We start from the raw sequence: 20,762 nt of genomic DNA on the forward strand, positions 1-20,762 counted from the left end.
AAAGCTGAGCTGAGCAGGCCGGTCCCTGCCCGTTAGTAGCGCGCAGCGTATGGGTAGAGCTGCATGCCGGCCATCGCGCTGAGCTGCGTGACGCCGATGCCCTCCTGCGGGTTGAGCGCCTGCACCACCTGGCCGTTGCCCAGGTAGATGGCAACATGGTAGAAGTTCGACGGTGACCCCCACACCAGCAGGTCGCCGCGCCGTGCCTGCGAGATCGGTACGTGGACGGGAGCAGCAGAGTACTGCTGGGCTGCCGTCCGCGGAAGGTATTTCCCGGCGGCCGCAAACGCTGTTTGCACCAGGCCTGAGCAGTCGAAACCGTAGGGGCCCGTGCCGCCCCACCGGTAGTGGTATGGCGCGCCCACCTTGCTGAGTGCCACCGAGACGGCGGCCTCGTAGGTTCCACTCCCAGTCGGGGGAGCGGGAGCCGGAGCAGGCGCGGGAGCGGGAGCCGGAGCAGGCGCGGGAGCGGGTGCAGGCGCCGGAGCTGCAGGTGCGGGAGCGGCCGGTGCGGGAGCTGCGGGAGGTGCGGGTGCGGCCGGTGCGGGAGCTGCGGGAGGTGCGGCTGCGGCCGGTGCGGGAGCGGGTGCAGCCTGTGCAGGTGCCACCGCGGCAGGACGGCTGGCGGACGGAGACCGTTGCTCCTGGTTGACCCGTTCGGCTGCCGCCAGTGCAGCAGCAAGCCGGGCCTCCTCGCGTTGCCGGTCGAGGGCGTCCACCCGTGCCGATTCGAGGGCCACGGTGGTGTTCCGGAGTTGGGCCAGCTGGTCCACCAGGACGGTGCGCTGGGTCTGTGCGTCGGCCACAGCCTTCGCCTGGGCTGCGTTGGCCTCCTCCGCCTGGGTCTTCCGGATTTCCGCCGTCATTGCTGCATCGTCGGCAGCTTTTGTGGCATCTTCCGCAGCTGCGGTCAATGACTGTGAGGCCTGGGCTGCTGCATCTGCCGCTTCGAAAGCGCGGCTTCTGCCGGCGGAGAGGGCCTGCAGCGTGGCTGCCTGCTGCAGAGTTTCAGCGTTGCCGCTCACAAAAGTACCGAGAGTGGGGTTGAGCCCGCCGTGACGGTAGAGGTCGCCCGCCAGTTGTCCCACCAGTTTCCGGGCCTCGTCCTGCTGTTCCTGCGCCGACGTGGCCTTGGCTGAAGCGGCAGCTGCCGCGGATGATCGTTGCTGCAGCTCTACGAGGGCCTCGCTGTAGGCATTGTTGGCCTGCATTGACACGGCGAAGGCAGCCTGCTGTGAGCTCGCCGCTGCTTCCAGGATGCGTTCGATGGTGGAGACCTGGTCCGCGGTGGCAGCCTCGCTGGCCTTGGCCGCGGCGATGTCTTCGGGGGATGGAGTTTCGGGAGCTGCAGGAATGGAAACGGCTGGCAACAATGGTGTTGTGCCGGCCCCGGCCGGCGCTGCAATGGTTCCCAGAAGTATGACAGTGGCGCACAGCACGGCCGCTTTGCGCCCGGATCCGGTCAAAACCATGTGCAGAAACCCCGTAATGATCAGGCTGGAGTTCCTGTTCACGGCAAGGCGATGCCCCTGGCCTGCTCCCCAGCAGACCCGAGGCTACGTGAGCTTTTGCACTTTAGCAACAGTAATCACATCAATAACATAAACCACAGCAATGTCATGGCGGGGAGGCGCACGGGCGTGTCGCCGGTTGAGGGACCAGAGGGCTCTTGGGACTCCCGGCAGTAGCGGTCAGCAGCCAGGTTAGGCGTGCTGGTGCGCCTCGTGTTCTGAGTGCGTGGCCGGTTCCAGCTGGAACGTGCAGTGGTCGGTATCGAAGTGTGAGCCCAGGCAGGTGACCAGTTTGTCCAGCAACTGGTCTGCTCCGCGGGCGGTCAGCACACCGTCCTCCACCACCACATGCGCAGAAAAGACGGGCACCCCGGAGGTGATCGTCCAGATGTGGATGTCGTGCACATCCGAAACGCCCTCTACGGAGAGGATGTGCTCCCGGATCATCTGCACCTCCACTCCCTTGGGGCTGGCTTCGAGAAGCACGTCAACAACGTCGCGCAGCAGGCGCCACGCACGGGGCAGGATCAACAGGGCAATCACCACAGACGCGATGGTGTCGGCGGCCTGGAATCCGGTCACCATGATGACCACGGCCGCCGCTATGACTGCGAAGGAGCCCAACAGGTCGCCCAGGACTTCCAGGTAGGCGCCCCGTACGTTCAGGCTTTCCTCGTGGGCGCCCCGCAAAATCAGGAGCGATACCAGGTTGGCCACCGCGCCCAGGATGGCGGCAAAAAGCATGATGTCCGTTTGCACCTCAGGCGCGGAACCGATCCGGCGGACCGCCTCGGTAAAAATGACCACGGAAATCACGATCAGGATCAATGCGTTGGCCAGGGCCGCGAGGACTTCGGCCCGCTGGTACCCGTAGGTCCGCTGGTCGCTTGCCGGTTGGCCTGCAATCCAGGCGGCCAGCAATGCGATGGTCACGCCGGCGGCGTCCGAAAGCATGTGGCCGGCGTCGGCTAGCAGGGACAGTGAACCCGAGAGGGCCGCCCCCGCCACCTGGACGAGGACCACAACAAGCGTGATGACCAGGACGGCCACAAGCCGGTTGCGGTGCCGGCCTGTGGCGGTGACGCCGTGCGTATGGCTGTGGTCGTGTCCCATGCCTACAAGGCTAGCCCCAGCCAAGCTCGTGCAGCCGGTCATCGTCGATCCCGAAGTGGTGGGCGATCTCGTGGACCACTGTCACCGCCACTTCGTGGATGACGTCTTCGCGTGACGAGCAGATATCAAGAATCGGTTCCCGGAAGATGGTGATCCGGTCAGGCAGGGACCCCGCGTCCCACCACGAATCCCGTTCGGTCAGCGGCACGCCCTCGTAGAGTCCCAGCAGAACAGTGTCCGGGTCCTCCCCGGGCCGCGGAACGTAGTCGTCCTCGATGAACACCGCCACGTTGTCCATGGCGCTGGCCAGTTTGCCCGGAATGCTGTCCAGGGCATCCTGGACGGCCGCCTCGAATTCGTCTGCGGACATGGTGAAGCCATGGGGTCCGGTGAAGGGAAGGGGCTCGCTGGGACCCTCAGGAACGATGGGCAGGCCCGGCGGGAGGGTGGCTGGCATAATCCGACTTTAGCGAAGAAACCTTTCGCTTGGCTCCTCGTCCCGGCCGGGTCCTGCGCCGGGTGAGCCCCACACCCACGAGGCAGACCAGACCGCCCACCAGGCCCAGTACGGTGGGGATTTCGCCCAGCAGGAGCCACGAGATCAGGATGGTGGTGCCGGGCACCAAGTACGTGGTAGCTGCAAGCTTGCCGGCCTCAATCAGCGAGAGCGCGTACGCCCAAGTGGTGAAGGCAATCGCCGTGGGAAAGATCCCAAGGTAGACCAGGCCCATTGTCGCTTCGGGCGGCGCTGCCTGCACTTCGGAAACCAGTTGTCCGGTAAACGGCAGGCAGCACAGGGCGCCCACCATGATCCCGAACCACGTCGCCTGGGCGGCGGGAAACTTCCGCAGCACCGGCTTTTGGATGATGACGCTGACTGCGGCGAGCACAGCGGCAAGGAGGCACAGCAGCACGCCGGCCACATCCGCCGTCGGGCTTTCCCCTGGTGCGGACGGCTGCGCCGAACCCACGGCGATCAAAGCAACCCCGGCGAAGGCAACCAGGCTTCCGATGATCAGCCAGCGTGGGAAGCCCTCCTTGAGGAAGATACCGGCCATGATTGCGACGAGGATGGGATTGACGTTGATGAGCAGGGCGCTGGTGCCTGCATCGAGCACGTGCTCCGCCGCGTTCAAGGCCACGTTGTACCCGCCGAACCACATCACGCCGTAAGCGAGGATCGGCCACCACTCCCGGCCCCGGGGAAGGATCCGGCTCTTCATCAGTTGGGGGAGGACCAGCAGGGCCAGGACGACGGCGGCGATCGCCAGCCTGCCGAGCGTCAGGGAGCCAGGGGAGAAGTGGAGGCCGATCGCCCGGATTCCCACAAAGGCCGAGGCCCAGAGGACCACGGTGATGGCCATTGCGGCCACCCCAAGGGCTTTGACCCGGGACGCGGGCGTGGGTGGGGGAGCAGTTGTGCTGACCGGGGTGCTTGATGCCATGGAGCCAATCTAGCCCTGGGCAGGGATCCCGGGCTGGCGGAAATCGGCCACGTCTAGCCAAGATCCTGCCAAAGATGAGACTCCCCGGACCCGGCCAAGTAAGGGCTAGTTCGCCCCTGCCCACTCCAGCAGCTGTTCGACGGGCCAGGTGGTGACGATACGGTCGGCCGGAACACCGTTCCGGTCCGCTCGCTCGGCGCCGTACTGCAGGAAGTCCAACTGTCCGGGCGCGTGTGCGTCGCTGTCGATCGAGAAGAGGCAGCCGGCGTCCAGTGCCAGCTGAATCAGTGCGTCCGGTGGGTCCTGGCGCTCAGGCCGTGAATTGATCTCCACTGCCACGTTGTGTTCGGCGCAGGCCGCGAACACCTCCTTGGCATCGAATTCCGACGGCGGCCGCGTGCCCCGCGATCCTTCCACCAGGCGCCCCGTGCAGTGTCCCAGCACGTTGGTGTGCGGATCCTCGATGCCTTTGAGCATCCGCCGGGTCATGGTTTTCCGATCCGACCTCAGCTTGGAATGAACGCTGGCCACCACGATGTCGAGGCGGTCCAGCAGTTCCGGATCCTGGTCCAGCTCACCCGACTCCAGGATGTCCACCTCGATGCCGGCCAGCAGCCGCACCGGCTGGTCCTGCTGCCCATCGGACCCGGGATGGGTGCCGTCGTTGATAGCCGCCACGACGTCCAGCTGCTGCAGGAGGCGTTCCGCCGAGAGCCCGTTCGCGATCGTGAGGTTGGGGGAGTGGTCAGTCAGCGCGAGGTAATCCCTGCCCAGGACCCCGGCGGCGGCCACCATCAGCTCAATGGGGGACCCGCCGTCGGACCATTCGCTGTGGCTGTGCAGGTCTCCGCGGAGTGCTTCGCGAATGGCCGTGCCGCCGGAAGCCAAGGGCTGCGCACCCTTCTCCCGCAGGTCGGCGAGGTAGTCCGGGACCTGGCCCTCCACCGCATCCCGGATTACCTGGTAGGTCCGGTCACCGATTCCCTTCATGGATTTCAGCCGGCCGCTCCGGACCCGGTCTGCCACTTCTTCCGGCGACAGCGGCGCGATCACCCCGGCGGCTTTTCGGAAGGCCTGGACCTTGAAGGTGGCTGCGCGTCCGCGCTCCAGCCAGAAGGCAATCTCGTTGAGTGCTGCAACGGCGTCCATCAGTCCATCTTCACCTGTTCTTCCCTACTGTTGGCGCGGAAATTGGCCGATTTTGGATAATTCCTACCTAGGCCCTATAGTTTTAGAGTCCAGTTCGGAGAAACGCAAAGGACAAAGACGGAAAGCCTCGCTTGACGCCTTTTATTTTGTTCCGAACGGGTTCTGGCCCCCATCGTCTAGCGGCCTAGGACACCGCCCTTTCACGGCGGCGGCACGGGTTCGAATCCCGTTGGGGGTACGCAAGGAACTGGTCAAACAGACAAAAAATGTCTGGTAGGCTGGAAGCCTTGAAAAAAGCGGTAGAGATGCTGCTGAAGCAAGAAACGCAAGGCCCTGTAGCGCAGTTGGTTAGCGCGCCGCCCTGTCACGGCGGAGGTCGCGGGTTCAAGTCCCGTCAGGGTCGCTCTGATTGCTGGAATAGATTCCGGCTCTCATGGTGACTAGTCACCTAGGCTCTGTAGCTCAGTTGGTAGAGCGTTCGACTGAAAATCGAAAGGTCACCGGATCGACGCCGGTCGGAGCCACCACTGGGAAGCATCAGTTCTTCGGAACTGGTGCTTTTCTTCTTTAACCCTGGATCCCACCCGTATCCCCGCCTCCTGCCGTTAAACCGCAGGCGGGGATAGGGTTGGGATCAACAGAAGGGGGAGTGCCTGATGGAATACCAGAACCCACAACCCGGCCAGGGCATCCAGAGCCGTGCCGTGCCGGTCCCTGTGCCGGCACCCAGCCACGGCCGGACCGTGATTTCCGAGACCGCCGTCGCCAAGGTGGCAGGAATTGCCGCCCGTTCCGTCCCAGGGGTCTACTCCCTCGGCTCAGGACCTTCACGTGCGCTCGGCGCCATCCGCGACGCCGTCGGCAGTTCCGAACATGCCGCCGGCGTGCGTGCCGAAGTCGGTGAAACGCAGGTTGCCGTGGATATCAGCCTCGTGGCGAGCTACGGAACACCGCTCCATTCACTGGCCAATGAGGTCCGCGCGGCCGTTTACCAGGCTGTCGGGGAACTCGTGGGGCTGCAGGTGATCGAGGTCAACGTGGAAGTCACGGACGTCTACGTGCCGCCTCCGGTCAAACCCACAATTGCCGGCTCGACAGAGAGGGAGGCGCTGCTGTGAACCTCACCGTGGCGGGCACAGCGATGGGCGCGTTCGTGGCCTTTATGTCCCTGCAGTTCGGTTTGTGGGGCTTCCTGATTTCCCTGCTCTTTATGGCCATCGGGGCACTCCTGGGCCGTGCCGCGGAAGGGAAACTTGACCTTCGCGGCGTCCTGGACGCCATCACCGGCCGGCGCTCGTCCTCATGAGCTCCGCCGTCCCGACTGTCCGGGGCCAGGAGCTTCGCGGCCACAACCGCATCAGCACGCAGGCCCTGACAAGCCTCGCCAAGGCGGCAGCTGCCCAGTTCCTGGGCGTGGACGCGGAGGATGTCCGGGCTGACTGGACGGACGACGACGGCATGCTGGCGCTGTCCCTCGTCACGCCGATCAGCATCCCGCCTTTGACTGCCGTGGTCCGTGACCCCTCGCGTGTGGAGGCCGCCGGCGGCTCCATCTGGGACCGCACGGTCAAAGCAAAGGCCCGTATCCTGGCGACAGTGACGGAGCTTAGCGGTGCACGGTTGAGCCGGGTGGATATCAGGATCAGCGGAGCAACGACCATTGAAGGGGGACGCGTGCGATGAGCCGGCAGGTCGAGAGCCCAGGCCCGGATATGGACCGCATCCTGCACCGGGAGACGCACTCCTCACGTGCGGTTGTGGCCACAGCGGCCGCGGTCCTGGTTATTGGGCTCGCTGCCTACGGACTCCTCGAGGCAGCCGTCCATGCCATCGGCCAGCCGGCCTGGCTGATCGAACCGCAGGTGGCAGCTGAACGCCTCGTGGCCTTGCCCGCAGGTATTTCGCCGCTGCTGCTGGGCGCCATCGGAGGGGTCCTGGCAATGTTCGGGCTGGTCTTTTTCCTCAATGGGGTTCTGCCCGGACGCCGGGCCCGTCACCTTCTGCGTGGCGGCCGGAACACCGCCGGTCCTGCTGTGGTGGTGGATGATGAAGTCATCGCTTCCTCCCTGGCGCGCCGTGCCCGGCTCGCCGCGAACGTCACGCCGGAACAGGTCATGGTGGTCGTCTCCCAGCGGCAGGCAGAGGTGAACGTGCGGCCCACTTCCGGAGTGCCTGTTGACGAGGCTGCTGTGCTCGCGGCAGTCCGAAGCGAGCTCGATGCCATGGCACTGGATCCCTCACCCGAAGTGCGCGTCATGGTGGCACATTCGGGAGTGATCGGCGCATGAACAGCACCCCCACCCTACTCAACCGGATACTGATAGCGGTCCTGGGGTTGATGCTGCTTTCAGTGGGCGCCCTGCTGATGTTGCTGGCCGCAGTGCCGGCCGTAGCTTCGTGGTGGCATGCCTGGTCCGCGGGCGTGTGGAGCCGAGTCAACGGGGCCTTCAACGCCACCAGGTTTCCCGGGCGCACCGAAAGCTGGTTGTGGATCCTGGTAGCGCTGGCCCTGCTGGTGCTTATCGGACTGATGGTGGCGTGGGTTGCCCAACAGGGAAAGGGCCGGGCCAACCTGCTGGCCATGGAGTACGATCCCGGCGATGTCCCCGGTGACGTGAGGATCGGCGGGGGAGTGGCCGAGCAGGCGCTCAAGCATGCCCTCGCGAACCGTCCCGATTTAGCCGGCGCCACGGTAGCCACGTACGACGTCAAAGGCACGCCCGCCTTGAAGGTGCGCCTCCTGCCGCGCCAGGGCGTGGCCCCGCACCTGCTCGCAGACGAGGTGCATGCCCTCGTGGCGGCGCTGGAAACGGTGGTGGGAAAGAACATCCCCGTGCTGATTCACATCGGAGCCGGTGCACGGACACGCTTCAGCAGGGCTGAGCGTGTCCGCTGACGTGATTTTTAGGTTACTGTTCAGAAACAAAGCGTGTAAACGCTTGCATCATTGCGGCTGGCTAAATTACCGTGATGGTCACCACATCGTTCCTGGCGGATGTTATCTCTGCAACTCATAGAGGAGTTCTCGGCATGAAAAATCGCAAGTACCTGCTACCCGTAGCGGTGACCGGAATCCTGGCGCTGTCCCTCAGCGCGTGCAGCAATTCGGAAGAAAGCACAACTGACCCGGCCGCCACCGCCGATTGCTCCAAGTACGAAAGCTACGGCAAGCACGACGGGAAGACCGTCTCTGTCTACTCGACCATCGTTGACACCGAGGCCACCAACCTCGAGAAGACCTGGGCGGCTTTTGAAAAGTGCACCGGCGCCACCGTCAAGTACGAGGGCAGCAAAGAGTTCGAGACCCAGATCGGTGTTCGGGCAAAGGCCGGAAACGCCCCCGACATTGCTATCTTCCCGCAGCCCGGCCTGATGGCAGACCAGGCCCGTGCCGGGAACCTGAAGCCGGCACCGCAGGCTGTATCGGACGCTGTTGACAAGAACTGGTCGGCGGACTGGAAGAAGTACGGCACTGTAGACGGCGTCTTCTACACCGCCCCCATGCTGGCCAACGTCAAGGGATATGTCTGGTACGCGCCCAAGACCTTCGAAGACAAGGGCTGGGAAGTTCCCAAAACCTGGGACGAGATGTTGGAGCTTTCCAAGAAGATTGCCGACGACGGCAGCATGAAGCCCTGGTGTGCCGGCTTCGAGTCCGGTGAAGCCACCGGCTGGCCGGGCACCGACTGGGTGGAAGATGTGGTGCTTCGCTCGCAGGGACCTGAGGTTTACGACCAGTGGGTCAACCACGAAATTCCCTTCAACGACCCCCGCATCGTTGAAGCGCTGGATAAAACCGGCGAAATCCTGCTTGACGACAAGATGGTCAACGGCGGCTTCGGCGACGTTCGCTCCATTCTCACCACCGGCTTCGCACAGGCTGGCCAGCCGGTGCTCGACGGGCAGTGCGCCATGCACCACCAGGCAAACTTCCAGGCTGCAAACTGGCCTGAAGGAACCGTCGTGGCTGAGGATGGCGACGTCTGGGCCTTCATGACCCCGCCGATTGATGCGTCCCAGGGCCTGGCCATCACGGGCGGCGGCGAAATGGTTGGCGCCTACAAGGACACTCCCGAGGCCCAGGCCTTCCAGGCCTACCTGGCCAGTGCTGAATTCGCCAATGGCCGCGTCAAGCTGGGCGGCGTCGTCAGCGCAAACAAGGGCCTTGATCCGGCAAATGCCCAGACTGAACTGGACAAGCTGAGCATCGAGTTGCTTCAGGATGAGGAAACAACGTTCCGCTTCGACGGTTCGGACCTGATGCCGGGCGCTGTTGGTTCCAACTCGTTCTGGAAGGGCATCGTTGCATGGATCAACGGCACGCCGTCCAAGGAAGTTGCGGACAGCATCGAAAGCAGCTGGCCTAAGAGCTAACTCTCCCTGGTTCTGCGCCTCCGGCTTCAACCCCGGAGGCGCAGTGTCATCCTGCACATTCGATCTACCCACAACCATGGAGATGGGCAATGGAATTCATCGGAGGAAAATTCCTTCAAGTCGTGATCGCGTTGGCGGTTTTCGCCGCGATCATCGGACTTATCATGCTGTTGGTGGACAGGGCCCCAAAGTCCGCCAAAGATAAAATCACTGTGGCCGGATTCCTGGCTCCTGCGGCAATCCTTTTGCTTGTAGGGCTGGTCTACCCCGCCGCGCAGACCTCATTCCTCGCGTTCACCGACGCCAGCGGCAGGCTAAACGGGGTTGATAACTTCGTCTGGATGTTCACCCAGCCCGAAGCCCTGGTAACGCTCCGGAACACCATTATCTGGACTGTTCTGGTGCCGCTGCTGTCTACTGTTTTCGGTTTGGCCTATGCAGTCTTCATCGATAAAGCCAAGGGCGAGCGGATACTGAAGGCCCTCGTGTTTATGCCCATGGCAATTTCGTTTGTGGGCGCCGGTATTATCTGGAAACTTGTCTACGACTACCGCGGACCGGCCATTGAGCAAACCGGCGTGCTGAATGCGCTGCGTGTCGCTTTTGGGATGGAGCCAAAGCAATTCCTGCTGGACGCCCCCGAGAACACCATTTTCCTGATTATCGTGATGGTCTGGATCCAGACCGGTTTTGCCATGGTTATTCTTTCGGCGGCCATCAAGGGCGTCCCGGCAGAACTGGTGGAAGCTTCGCGTCTGGATGGCGCCAATCCGTGGCAGCAGTTCCGTAACGTCACCATTCCGGGGATTCGCGGTTCACTCGTCGTCGTGCTCACCACGATTACCATCGCTACTTTGAAGGTCTTCGACATCGTCCGCACCATGACCGCTGGCAACTACGAAACTTCGGTGGTGGCCAATGAAATGTATACGCAGGCGTTCCGTGCCGGCGAACCGGGCAGGGGTGCCGCCCTGGCGCTGATCCTCTTCCTTCTGGTCCTCCCAATCGTCGTTTACAACGCCCGCGTACTTCGTCAGCAAAAGGAAATCCGATGACCGTCATGCCAGCGCCGGATGAGGCGGCAAATTCACGAACTGCGGCCACGCGTGGGGGCGGTACGGCTTCACCTGTTGAAAGTTCCGCGCCGATAATGCGCCGGGTCAAAAGCAAGCTGACGTCCCGCTGGGCGACAGCCGCTGCCCTGGTCATTGCTGTGGTCTGGACTATTCCGACTTTCGGCCTGCTGGTGTCTTCCTTCCGTCCGGCCGCGAAGCAGGTGGGGCCCCGTTCAGACGGATGGTGGAACTTCTTTGGCGACTGGCAGTTCACGTTCAAGAACTACGCGGACGTCACTGCCGCGGGGGGATCACAGTCGGCCAACCTGACGCAGTACTTCGCCAACTCCCTGGCAATTGTCATTCCGGTCACTGTCTTCGTCCTGGTTCTTGCCTCCATGGCCGCGTACATTTTTGCCTGGGGAAAGTTCAGGGGCCGGGAAGCCGCCTTTATTTTTGTTTTTGCCCTGCAGATTATTCCCCTGCAAATGGCCCTGATTCCACTCCTTCAGCTGTTCACTCAAGTCCTGCAAATTCCGCCAGGTTCCTACACGCAGCTTTGGATCGCCCATACAATTTTCGGGCTGCCACTCGGCATCTTCCTGCTGCATAACTTCATCTCCGAAATTCCAGGTGAGGTCATTGAAGCCGCAAAGATGGATGGCGCCGGCCACACGACCATCTTCTGGCGGGTCATCCTGCCACTGTCAGTCCCCGCCCTTGCGTCGCTGGCGATCTTCCAGTTCCTCTGGGTCTGGAATGACCTTCTTGTGGCGCTGGTGTTCTCCGGCGGAACTGCCGACGTTGCTCCCATCACCCAGCGCCTGGCGGAAATCTCAGGAACCCGTGGCGCAAGGGACTACCTGAATCCCGCCGCCGCCTTCGTTTCCATCATCGTTCCGCTGGCCGTCTTCTTCAGCCTGCAGCGGTACTTCGTCCGGGGACTCCTTGCGGGAGGCCTCAAGGGCTAATAACTGACAGGGCCCCGTGCGGCCGGCCGGTGCGCCGGCCGCCCGCGGCCCTGCTAACCCCGGAAAGGCCATCATTCGGTGGCGGCCGGAAACGCTCAAGGGACAGATAAGGGGGCACCGTGGCACGCGCAGGCGAGAGGTCACAACGAGGCGGCCACAGTGGTGTCAGCATCGAAGACGTGGCGGCAGCGGCGGGAGTATCCACAGCCACCGTCTCGCGGGCAGTCCGGGGCCTGCCCCGGGTATCACCGGCCACAAGGGAGAAGATCCTCGAGGTAGCCGGAAACCTGGGCTACGTCGCCTCCAGTTCCGCCTCGGGACTGGCAACCGGCCGCACCAGAACCATCGGGGTGCTGGCACCCTTCGTGAGCAGGTGGTTCTTCTCCAAAGCCATCGAAGGCGCCGACCGGGAACTGCACGCCCGGAACTACAATCTTTCGCTGTTCAACCTGGGCGGCCACGGCAGCAACCGTGAGCGGCTGTTCAGCAAAACCATGGTCTATAAGCAGATCGACGCCCTGCTGGTGCTGTGTATGGCACTATCGCACGAGGAACTCGACCACCTGCAGAAGATCGATATTCCGTTGGTGGTGGTTGGCGGCCATGTTGAGGAATGCGCCTACATCGGCATCGACGACTACGCCGCCGCGTCCACCGCAGTCAGGCACCTCATCGACCAGGGCCACCGGGACATTGCCCTGCTGCACGGAGACGATGAGACAGACCTCAACTTTGACGTCCCCCGTGTCCGGATCCTCGCGTTCAAGGACGTTATGACGGCGGCCGGCCTGCCCACCCGGCCCGAATGGGACGAGTGGGGGGACTTCACCGTCCGCAGCGGACAGGAGGCCTTCCGTCGGCTCTGGTCCAAGCCCGGCGGCAGGCCGACAGCGATATTCTGTGCATCGGACGAGATGGCGATGGGCGTCATTTTCGAAGCTTCCCGGATGGGCGTCCGTGTCCCCGAGGACCTTTCCGTCGTGGGCATCGACAACCACGATTTCGCAGAGGCGATAGGCCTCACTACGGTGGGCCAGCGGCCTGACGAGCAGGCCGAGCAAGCAACCAAGATGCTGCTCGACGAACTGGACGGTGACGCAGGAGCGGTGCAGTCCGCCGTCGCGCCCCATGAACTGATCGTCAGAAGGACAACCGCCCCGCCCCAGTCCTAGCGCCGTGAGTCCCTAGGCACAGGCACAGGCACAGGCACAGGCTCAGGAAGCGCGGGCCAGCTGACGGATGGGAATCCACCGGGAGGCCAGGCGGCGGTACGCCGCGGCGGCCCCCGTCATGTCCCCCTCGGCCAGGCATTCGATGCCCAGCCTGATATCCATGGGTGAATCGTCCGGGTACACCTTGTCGGCAACAGCTCCGTAGTCCAGCTCCACCATTGAGTTCACATGGAAGAGTTCAAGCCACTCGGTGAGCTGGGCAAGATCGTCCAGCATGTCAAGGTCCGGTGCCGCCAGTGCCAGGTTGGCCACGGCATAACGGGCACGCTCCAGGGCTTCCGTGATGGGTGCCCACACCCGGACCGTGAGGATCCGCCCGGAAGCCTCCACCACGTCTTTATGGTCCGAATCCATAAACAGGGAAAACCAGCTGAAGGGGATCCCCCAGGTGGATGCCCTGGTGTGCACCCGGATGGACCCGTCACGCGCCTTCACCTGGTCGATCCGCTCCTGGTGCTTGTCCCGCTGCTCTTCAGGAATCAACAGCTCAGCCAGCGGGCCGTGGATTCCCTCCATCAGCGCGTTCGCCGCCAAGCCGGCCCGCAGTACCAATTGGCTGGGACAATACAGCAGCTCAGGCTCTGCGTCAGCACCGTCGTCGGACGTGCCTCCGCCGGCAGCCGGGGCAGTGGTGACACGCACCAGGTCGGTTCGTCCGGTGGGGAACGGGTCGCCGCCGGATCGGGTGATCCGCCCCAGCGAGGCCAGCAATTCCGCGTTTTCGACGGCGGCGCGCGAGGCAGTCTGCGCGCCCGCCGCGGCGATCGCTTTCCGCTGCTCCTCGGGAAAGGCGTCCAGGGGTTCGTAGACGCGGAGCGTCGAGGAGAATGGCAGGCCTGCCTGGCCCCGGTAGAGGTTTCCCGTCATCACGGCCTCCTTGAATGGGTCCAGGACAATGTCATTAGTCTGCCAGTTCCACCAGCACGGGTGCGTGGTCCGACGCGCCCTTGCCCTTGCGCTCTTCGCGGTCGATCGACGCGCCGGTCACCCGTGCAGCCAGGGCGGGGGAGGCCAGCACGAAGTCGATCCGCATGCCTTCCTTCTTGGGAAAGCGCAGCTGGGTGTAATCCCAGTAGGTGTAGACGCCGGGGCCGGGCGTGTACGGGCGGACCACATCCGTGAAGCCTGCGGATTCGAAAGCATGGAACGCCTCGCGCTCGGGCGGGCTGACGTGGGTGTACCTGTTGTTGACGAACAGGTCGATGTCCCACACGTCGTCGTCGAACGGCGCGATGTTCCAGTCACCCATCAGTGCCACCTGTGCCTGGGGGTTTTGGGCGACGAGTCCCTGCGCATGCGTCTTGAGGCTCTCCAGCCACTTGAGCTTGTACGGCATGTGTTCGTCGTCCAGGGAGCGGCCATTGGGGACGTAAAGGCTCCAGATCCGGACGCCGGCGCAGGTGGCAGCCATGGCACGGGCTTCCTGCACTGGCTCCGTGCCGGCCTTGCCAAACGCGGGCTGGTCAAGGAACGTCCGCTCAACATCTTCAAGCCCCACGCGGGACGCGATGGCTACGCCGTTCCACTGGTTCACGCCGAAGTGGGCCACTTCGTAGCCCATCCGCTCAAAGAGTTCCCACGGGAAGTTTTCGTCCTTGCACTTGGTTTCCTGGATGGCCAGGACGTCACAGTCGCTGCGCTGCAGCCAGGCTTCCACGCGGTCGGCACGGGCTCTGAGCGAATTCACATTCCAGGTAGCAATCTTCACAGTTCCTAACTTACCGTGGCCGCGCCACCACGGGTAAAGCCCAGGTAAAGCACCGGTAAGGCCCCGGGCAAGCTCCCGGCAGGCGCATTCGGGGTGATCCCGGTCCGGTGGAGTTTAGTAGGAAGTCCGAGTATATTCGCAACCAGAAATGACCTGCGTCACACGCGAAGGAGCTTCCGGCCATGGTGCGCGAGCTTTCCCACTACGTCGGCGGCCAGCATGCAGCCGGCAGGTCCGGCCGCTTCGGCGACGTCTTTGACCCCTGCACAGGAACTGTGCAGGCCCATGTTCCGCTGGCCGGCCGGGACGAGGTATCCAATGCCGTTGCTGTCGCCGCAAAGGCCCAGGAGGAATGGGCGGCCATGAACGCCCAGCGCCGCGGCCGGATACTGCTCCGGTTCGTGGACCTGGTCAACCGGGACATGGACGAACTGGCGCGGCTGCTGTCCTCGGAACACGGAAAAACCCTCGCCGACGCCCGGGGAGACATCCAACGCGGCCTGGAAGTGGTGGAGTTCGCCGCCGGCGCACCGCACCTGCTCAAGGGGGAGTTCTCCACCGAGGCAGGACCTGGGATAGACATCCATTCGCTGCGCCAGCCCCTTGGTGTGGTGGCCGGGATTACGCCGTTCAACTTTCCCGCCATGATTCCGCTCTGGAAGTCCGGGCCGGCCCTGGCCGCGGGCAACGCGTTCATCCTCAAGCCCTCCGAACGGGATCCTTCCGTGCCGCTGCGCCTGGCCGAGCTGTACTCCGAAGCTGGCGTGCCGGACGGCGTGTTCAACGTGGTCAACGGCGACAAGGAGGCGGTGGACGCCCTCCTGGAGGATCCCCGGGTCAAGGCCATCGGGTTTGTGGGCTCCACCCCTGTTGCCCAGTACATCTATGCCACGGCGGCCGCCCACGGCAAGCGGGCGCAGTGCTTCGGCGGAGCAAAGAACCACATGGTGGTGATGCCGGACGCAGACCTGGACCAGGCTGCCGACGCCCTCATCGGTGCGGGATACGGCTCGGCCGGGGAGCGCTGCATGGCCGTTTCGGTGGCTGTTCCGGTGGGGCAGGAAACCGCTGACCGGCTTGTCGCCAAACTCCAGGACCGGGTGAAGGGCCTGAAAGTGGGCCACAGCCTCGACCGGGACTCGGACTTCGGCCCGGTGGTGGCCGCCTCGGCCAAGGAACGGATCGAAGGCCTTATCCAGGCGGGACTGGACGAGGGCGCCACGCTCCTGGCGGACGGCCGGGGAATCACGGTGGAAGGCTACGAGAACGGTTTCTGGGTGGGGCCAACGCTTTTTGACCACGTGAGGCCAAACATGGGCATTTATCGGCAAGAGATCTTCGGTCCCGTCCTCAGCGTGGTGCGGGCGTCCGACTACGACGAGGCGCTGCAGCTGTGCAGCAGCAATGAGTTCGGCAACGGCGTGGCCATCTTCACGCGCGACGGCGACGCAGCCCGGGATTTCGCCGCCCGGGTGGATGTGGGCATGGTGGGCATCAACGTCCCCATCCCGGTGCCGATCGCGTATTACACGTTCGGGGGCTGGAAGGCGTCCGGGTTCGGCGACCTGAACCAGCACGGCGCAGACGCCTTCCGTTTCTACACCAAGACCAAGACAGTCACCACACGGTGGCCCTCAGGCATACGGCACGGGGCCAGCTTCGTGATGCCGGAAGGAAGCTGATGACGGACAGCCTGAAGCCGGCTGCGGACAACCAGGCCGAGGTGCACTTTGAGCGCCGCGACCGGTTGGGGATCATGACCCTCAACCGGCCCCAAGCCGTCAACGCGTTGACCGCGGGAATGGTGGATGCGCTGCTCGGGCAGCTCACCGCATGGGCGGACGACGACGGCGTTGCCACGGTCCTGGTGCGGGGCGCCGGTGACCGTGGGCTGTGCGCCGGGGGCGACATTGTGGCCATCTACGAGGACATGCTGGCCGGCGGCGGCCTGACGGCGGACTTTTGGCAGGTGGAGTACCGGCTCAATTCCCTGATCGCCCGCTACCCCAAGCCATATGTGGCTTTGATGGATGGCCTGGTGCTCGGCGGCGGCGTGGGGATTTCCGCGCACGGATCGGTCCGGGTGGTGACTGACCGTACCCGGATGGGCATGCCGGAGACCACCATCGGTTTTGCGCCCGACGTCGGCGGGACCCTTCTGCTGGCCCGGGCACCGGGGGAGTCGGGAACCCATGCGGCGCTGACCGGCACCCACCTGAGCGGGACGGATGCCCTGCACCTTGGACTCGCCGACCACTATGTTCCGTCAGACAGGCTCAAGGACCTGCTGGCGGCACTGGAAACCGAAACTGCGGAAGCCGCCGTCGCGCGTTACAGCGAGGCGCCGCCGCCCTCGGCCCTTGAGGAGCAGCGTGACTGGATTGACACGTGTTACGCCTCCGATGACGCCGAGGAAATTGTCCGGCGCCTCCGGAGCTTTGACGGCGACGCCGGCGAAGCCGCCCGGATTGCCGCAGACACCATCGAAGCAAAGTCGCCCACGGCCGTGAAGGTCACGCTGGCCTCCCTCCGCCGCGTGAAGGGCCTAAGCCTCGATGAGGCCCTGGCGCAGGAGTACCGGGTAGGTTTGCGGTTCCTGGAAACGCCGGACTTCCGGGAGGGCATCCGGGCGCAGGTGGTGGACAAGGACCGCACGCCCCGCTGGCGGCCGCCCACCCTGGCGGAGGTGCTGCCCCAGCAGGTGGGGCGCTTCTTTGAGCCCTTGGGCAGCAAGGAACTTGACCTGCAGCTAAAGGAGACGGACCATGCCTGAGATGTACACCGTTGCGTTCTTGGGCCTCGGCCACATGGGCGGACCCATGGCGGTGAACCTGGTCAAAGCGGGGTACACGGTAGCCGGTTTCGACGTCGTGCCCGCAGCCCTTGAAGCAGCCCGTACACATGGTGTTCCGGTCGCGGCCAGTGCTGGCGAGGCAGTATCCGGTGCGGACGTGGTCCTCACCATGTTCCCGAGCGGCCGGCATGTGCTTGATGCCTACCTGGGCAGGGCTGGCGGCCCTGGCCTGCTGGCGGTGGCTGCCGCCGGAACGATGTTCCTGGACTGTTCCACCATCAACGTGGACGAAGCCCGGGAAGCAGCGAGGCTGGCCAATGAAGCCGGACACCGCTCGGTGGATGCCCCGGTCTCCGGCGGAGTGGTGGGCGCCGAAGCCGGCACCCTCACGTTTATGGTCGGCGGGGATAACGCGGACTTCGAGGCGGTGCTGCCGCTGCTGGACGTGATGGGCAAACGCGTGGTCCACTGCGGTGCCCATGGTGCTGGACAGGCTGCCAAAATCTGCAACAACCTGATCCTGGGCGCCTCAATGATTGCCGTAAGCGAGGCCTTTGTGCTGGGGGAGAAGCTGGGCCTGAGCCACCAGGCGCTGTTCGACGTGGCCTCGGCAGCGTCCGGACAATGTTGGGCCCTCACCACGAACTGCCCCGTTCCCGGTCCCGTCCCCACCAGCCCGGCCAACCGCGATTACCAGCCCGGCTTCGCCGGTGCCCTGATGGCCAAGGACCTCAACCTCGCCGTCAACGCACTGCACAGCACAGGAGTTGCAGCCCGGGTTGGACCGCTGGCTGCCGAAATCTACGATACGTTTGCCGCGGAAGGCGGTGCAGGCCGGGATTTCTCCGCGATCATCACGGACATTCGGGACAGGTCGAACGCCGAGGACAATCCGGCTGCCGTGGCGGCATCCGGATCGGCGGCTGCCGGAAACCCGGCGGCCGGCGTTCCAGCCCCGGAATCACCGGCATCACAAGCACATCAGGCAGCGCAGGACGATGGGAGCCCCGAATGACGGAATACACGAACATCCTCGTGGAACAGCGAGGCCGGGTGGGCCTGGTGACGTTGAACCGGCCGCAGGCGTTGAATGCGCTGAACAAAGCCACCATGGAGGAGCTCGTGTCCGCCGTCCGTGCCATGGATGCTGATCCTGGTGTGGGGGCGGTGGTCATCACCGGCTCGGGCAAGGCCTTCGCCGCAGGGGCTGACATCAAGGAAATGGCGGCCCAAGGTTACATGGACATGTACGCCGCCGACTGGTTCCGCGGCTGGGAGGACTTCACCAGGCTCCGCATACCCACGATTGCCGCAGTCTCGGGATTTGCCCTGGGCGGGGGCTGTGAGCTGGCGATGATGTGCGATCTCATCATCGCCGGGGACAACGCGAAGTTCGGCCAGCCGGAGATCAACCTGGGCGTACTGCCTGGGATGGGCGGATCCCAGCGCCTGACCCGCGCCGTGGGCAAGGCCAAAGCAATGGACCTGATCCTCACCGGAAGGTTCATCGGGGCAGAGGAAGCTGACCGTTGCGGCCTGGTGTCCCGCGTGGTGCCCGCTGAGGATGTTGTGGACGAGGCAATGAAAGCTGCCGAGGTGATCGCCGCCAAGTCCAAGCCGGCGGCCATGGTGGCGAAAGAGGCCGTGAACGCCGCCTTCGAAACCGGGCTGGCCCAAGGCGTCCTGTTCGAACGCAGGCTGTTCCATTCCCTTTTCGCCACTGAGGACCAGAAGGAAGGCATGGCGGCGTTCACGGAAAAACGCCAGCCCGAATTCAAGCACCGCTGAGCGACATCGACTCCCGGTAAGCGGCCAGGTCCGCGGCCATCTCCTCGGCCATCAGATGGTTATTGATGACGACGGCGGTCCAGGCGGCAGCTGCCGCGGAGGCGAGCACCTGCGCCTTCAGATCCGTCACGTTTCCCGCCGCCCACACGCCCGGTACGGACGTGGCGCCATCTGCATCGGTCGCGAGGTATGTTCCCATTCCGGTGGGGTGCTCGGACGGAGCCAGCCCGAGGCCGGCGAAAGCTTCCAGCCGTGCCTGGACCCGTGGACCCACCACCAGGGCCTCCACCGCAACTTCCGGTCCTCCGGCCAGGGCAACACCCCGCAGGCGGTCCTCCTCCACCCGGACCGATTCCACCGCGCCGGCTGCCACTTTAATCCCGCGGGCTGCCAGTTGTTCCGCTTCGATTTCGGACGGGACCACCTTGTTGTTGAGGAACAGCGTGATGTCGCTGCTCCACTGCCGGAAGAGCAGGGCCTGGTGCACGGACCACGGTCCGTTCCCCAGGATGCCAATTGCCTGGTCCTGCACCTCCCAGCCGTGGCAGAACGGGCAGTGCAGCACGTCCTTGCCCCAGCGTTCCCGGAGCCCGGGAACGCCCGGCAGTTCGTCGACCAGGCCCGTGGTGACCAGGAGCCGACGGCCGCGAAGCTGTGTCCCGTCGTCGAGCGTTACTTCGAAGCCCTGGTCCACGTCGCCGCGGGCGGCAAGCACCCTGCCACGGACGACCGCCGCACCGTAGCTCCCGGCCTCCTCCCGGCCCATGGCGAGGAGGTCGGCAGGCTTGATGCCGTCTCGGGACAGGAAGCCATGGACTCCCTCGGCGGGGGCGTTGCGTGGTTCACCGCTGTCCACCACCACGACGGAGCGGCGGCTGCGCCCCAGCATCTGTGCGGCGCTCAGCCCGGCTGCGCCGCCGCCGATAATCAGGACATCGGCCATTGATTCTCTGGATTTCGTCATAGGTCCAATGATCTGGTGGCTCTCCTTCGATTGGCAAAGGCTTTTGCCGAAGTGGCAAAATAGGGCCATGGATGAACAACTGGATGACGTCTTGGCGGCTGTTGGCCCGAGGCTGCGTGCACTCCGTCTCACGAGGGACATCACCTTGTCAGCACTGGCGGAGGCCACCGGAATCTCGGTCAGCACGCTGTCCCGGCTGGAGTCCGGCCAGCGCCGGCCAAACCTCGAGCTTCTCCTGCCGCTGGCCAAAGCCCACCAGGTGCCGCTCGATGAACTGGTCGGTGCGCCTGCCACCGGGGATCCGCGCGTCCACCTGCGTCCCATCAAGGCAAGGGGAATGACGATCATTCCGCTCACCAGGAAGCCGGGCGGCATCCAGGCCTATAAGCACATCCTGCCTGCGGGGCCGCTGGAGGAGCCCAGCCCGAAGGTGCATGAGGGCTACGAGTGGCTGTACGTCCTTAACGGAAATCTTCGAATGATTCTCGGCACCCAGGACCTCGTACTCCGCGCTGGGGAAGCGGCGGAGTTTGATACCCGCGTGCCGCACTGGTTCGGCCGCGCGGACGGTAAACCCGTGGAATTCCTCAGCCTTTTCGGCACGCAGGGGGAACGGATGCATGTCAGGGCCAAGCCCGCCTGAACCAGGGTCCCAGCC

The 20,762-nt window shown here is 64.4% G+C and carries 22 protein-coding genes and 3 tRNA genes; 17 read left to right on the forward strand and 8 right to left on the reverse strand.

Translation table 11 applies throughout. The features are described 5' to 3' along the window. Positions 1-32: 32 nt before the first annotated feature. The 5 genes from AC5RV1_RS07940 to AC5RV1_RS07960 form a co-directional block, all read right to left on the reverse strand. Positions 33-1,472 carry a C40 family peptidase gene (locus AC5RV1_RS07940; RefSeq protein WP_493994166.1) on the reverse strand — a complete coding sequence of 480 codons (1,440 nt, stop codon included), beginning with the start codon at positions 1,470-1,472 and terminating at the stop codon, positions 33-35. Positions 1,473-1,703: 231 nt separating this feature from the next. Continuing rightward, positions 1,704-2,624, reverse strand: a complete 921-nt coding sequence (locus tag AC5RV1_RS07945; protein WP_493946188.1) for a cation diffusion facilitator family transporter — start codon at positions 2,622-2,624, stop codon at positions 1,704-1,706. Positions 2,625-2,634: 10 nt separating this feature from the next. Beyond that, complete coding sequence (locus AC5RV1_RS07950; protein WP_430229019.1) at positions 2,635-3,081, reverse strand: metallopeptidase family protein; 447 nt, start codon at positions 3,079-3,081, stop codon at positions 2,635-2,637. Continuing rightward, entirely contained in the window at positions 3,041-4,069 is a 1,029-nt protein-coding gene (locus AC5RV1_RS07955; protein ID WP_493994128.1) for a DMT family transporter, read from the reverse strand. Before AC5RV1_RS07955 ends, AC5RV1_RS07950 begins: the two co-directional genes overlap by 41 nt. A gap of 105 nt (positions 4,070-4,174) precedes the next feature. Further along, on the reverse strand, positions 4,175-5,218 hold the full coding sequence (locus AC5RV1_RS07960; RefSeq protein ID WP_493946190.1) for a PHP domain-containing protein: 1,044 nt from the start codon (positions 5,216-5,218) through the stop codon (positions 4,175-4,177). 165 nt (positions 5,219-5,383) lie between these two features. Between AC5RV1_RS07960 and AC5RV1_RS07965 the strand changes: the two genes are divergently transcribed. From AC5RV1_RS07965 to AC5RV1_RS08020, 12 genes are all read left to right on the forward strand, one after another. Then, positions 5,384-5,456: transfer RNA gene (locus AC5RV1_RS07965), tRNA-Glu, on the forward strand. A 91-nt stretch (positions 5,457-5,547) separates the two neighbouring features. Further along, positions 5,548-5,621: transfer RNA gene (locus AC5RV1_RS07970), tRNA-Asp, on the forward strand. 48 nt (positions 5,622-5,669) lie between these two features. Next, positions 5,670-5,745, forward strand: a tRNA-Phe gene (locus tag AC5RV1_RS07975). A gap of 129 nt (positions 5,746-5,874) precedes the next feature. After that, the gene (locus AC5RV1_RS07980; protein WP_493946191.1) at positions 5,875-6,336 is read left to right on the forward strand and encodes an Asp23/Gls24 family envelope stress response protein; all 462 of its coding nucleotides are present in this window, start codon (positions 5,875-5,877) and stop codon (positions 6,334-6,336) included. Further along, complete coding sequence (locus tag AC5RV1_RS07985; RefSeq protein WP_163164777.1) at positions 6,333-6,524, forward strand: hypothetical protein; 192 nt, start codon at positions 6,333-6,335, stop codon at positions 6,522-6,524. Before AC5RV1_RS07980 ends, AC5RV1_RS07985 begins: the two co-directional genes overlap by 4 nt. Next, entirely contained in the window at positions 6,521-6,901 is a 381-nt protein-coding gene (locus AC5RV1_RS07990; protein WP_493946192.1) for a hypothetical protein, read from the forward strand. Before AC5RV1_RS07985 ends, AC5RV1_RS07990 begins: the two co-directional genes overlap by 4 nt. After that, entirely contained in the window at positions 6,898-7,506 is a 609-nt protein-coding gene (locus tag AC5RV1_RS07995) for an Asp23/Gls24 family envelope stress response protein (protein ID WP_493994129.1), read from the forward strand. The genes AC5RV1_RS07990 and AC5RV1_RS07995 overlap by 4 nt, the downstream gene beginning before the upstream one ends. Beyond that, positions 7,503-8,114 carry a hypothetical protein gene (locus AC5RV1_RS08000; RefSeq protein ID WP_493946194.1) on the forward strand — a complete coding sequence of 204 codons (612 nt, stop codon included), beginning with the start codon at positions 7,503-7,505 and terminating at the stop codon, positions 8,112-8,114. Before AC5RV1_RS07995 ends, AC5RV1_RS08000 begins: the two co-directional genes overlap by 4 nt. A gap of 134 nt (positions 8,115-8,248) precedes the next feature. Continuing rightward, a complete protein-coding gene (locus AC5RV1_RS08005) occupies positions 8,249-9,592 on the forward strand; it encodes an ABC transporter substrate-binding protein (protein WP_493994130.1) in 1,344 nt (447 codons plus the stop codon). A gap of 89 nt (positions 9,593-9,681) precedes the next feature. Beyond that, positions 9,682-10,647 carry a carbohydrate ABC transporter permease gene (locus AC5RV1_RS08010; protein ID WP_493946196.1) on the forward strand — a complete coding sequence of 322 codons (966 nt, stop codon included), beginning with the start codon at positions 9,682-9,684 and terminating at the stop codon, positions 10,645-10,647. Next, complete coding sequence (locus AC5RV1_RS08015) at positions 10,644-11,618, forward strand: carbohydrate ABC transporter permease (RefSeq protein WP_493994131.1); 975 nt, start codon at positions 10,644-10,646, stop codon at positions 11,616-11,618. The genes AC5RV1_RS08010 and AC5RV1_RS08015 overlap by 4 nt, the downstream gene beginning before the upstream one ends. 119 nt (positions 11,619-11,737) lie before the next feature. Further along, the gene (locus tag AC5RV1_RS08020) at positions 11,738-12,790 is read left to right on the forward strand and encodes a LacI family DNA-binding transcriptional regulator (protein ID WP_493946197.1); all 1,053 of its coding nucleotides are present in this window, start codon (positions 11,738-11,740) and stop codon (positions 12,788-12,790) included. 42 nt (positions 12,791-12,832) lie between these two features. Here the strand turns inward: AC5RV1_RS08020 and AC5RV1_RS08025 are convergent, their stop codons facing one another. Both AC5RV1_RS08025 and AC5RV1_RS08030 read right to left on the reverse strand, forming a co-directional pair. Further along, positions 12,833-13,717 carry a DUF8083 family protein gene (locus tag AC5RV1_RS08025; RefSeq protein WP_256249461.1) on the reverse strand — a complete coding sequence of 295 codons (885 nt, stop codon included), beginning with the start codon at positions 13,715-13,717 and terminating at the stop codon, positions 12,833-12,835. 34 nt (positions 13,718-13,751) lie between these two features. After that, on the reverse strand, positions 13,752-14,558 hold the full coding sequence (locus AC5RV1_RS08030) for an exodeoxyribonuclease III (protein WP_493994132.1): 807 nt from the start codon (positions 14,556-14,558) through the stop codon (positions 13,752-13,754). Between the two features lie 182 nt (positions 14,559-14,740). On the opposite strand from AC5RV1_RS08030, the gene AC5RV1_RS08035 reads away from it, so the two are divergent. The 4 genes from AC5RV1_RS08035 to AC5RV1_RS08050 are packed head-to-tail and all read left to right on the forward strand — an operon-like array spanning position 14,741 to position 19,140. Further along, positions 14,741-16,240: a CoA-acylating methylmalonate-semialdehyde dehydrogenase gene (locus tag AC5RV1_RS08035; RefSeq protein WP_493994133.1), complete on the forward strand. Its 1,500-nt coding sequence runs from the start codon at positions 14,741-14,743 to the stop codon at positions 16,238-16,240. Then, positions 16,240-17,331: an enoyl-CoA hydratase/isomerase family protein gene (locus AC5RV1_RS08040; RefSeq protein WP_493994134.1), complete on the forward strand. Its 1,092-nt coding sequence runs from the start codon at positions 16,240-16,242 to the stop codon at positions 17,329-17,331. Before AC5RV1_RS08035 ends, AC5RV1_RS08040 begins: the two co-directional genes overlap by 1 nt. Next, on the forward strand, positions 17,324-18,367 hold the full coding sequence (mmsB, locus tag AC5RV1_RS08045) for a 3-hydroxyisobutyrate dehydrogenase (protein ID WP_493994135.1): 1,044 nt from the start codon (positions 17,324-17,326) through the stop codon (positions 18,365-18,367). The genes AC5RV1_RS08040 and mmsB overlap by 8 nt, the downstream gene beginning before the upstream one ends. Further along, positions 18,364-19,140 carry an enoyl-CoA hydratase gene (locus tag AC5RV1_RS08050; protein WP_493994136.1) on the forward strand — a complete coding sequence of 259 codons (777 nt, stop codon included), beginning with the start codon at positions 18,364-18,366 and terminating at the stop codon, positions 19,138-19,140. Before mmsB ends, AC5RV1_RS08050 begins: the two co-directional genes overlap by 4 nt. On the opposite strand, the gene AC5RV1_RS08055 is transcribed toward AC5RV1_RS08050, so the two are convergent. Continuing rightward, entirely contained in the window at positions 19,127-20,104 is a 978-nt protein-coding gene (locus tag AC5RV1_RS08055) for an NAD(P)/FAD-dependent oxidoreductase (protein ID WP_493994137.1), read from the reverse strand. The two genes, AC5RV1_RS08050 and AC5RV1_RS08055, sit on opposite strands and share 14 nt — an antisense overlap. A gap of 67 nt (positions 20,105-20,171) precedes the next feature. Between AC5RV1_RS08055 and AC5RV1_RS08060 the strand changes: the two genes are divergently transcribed. After that, positions 20,172-20,747, forward strand: a complete 576-nt coding sequence (locus AC5RV1_RS08060) for a helix-turn-helix domain-containing protein (RefSeq protein ID WP_493994138.1) — start codon at positions 20,172-20,174, stop codon at positions 20,745-20,747. Positions 20,748-20,762: the final 15 nt, after the last annotated feature.

Source organism: Arthrobacter sp. Hb9-2 (assembly GCF_059091165.1).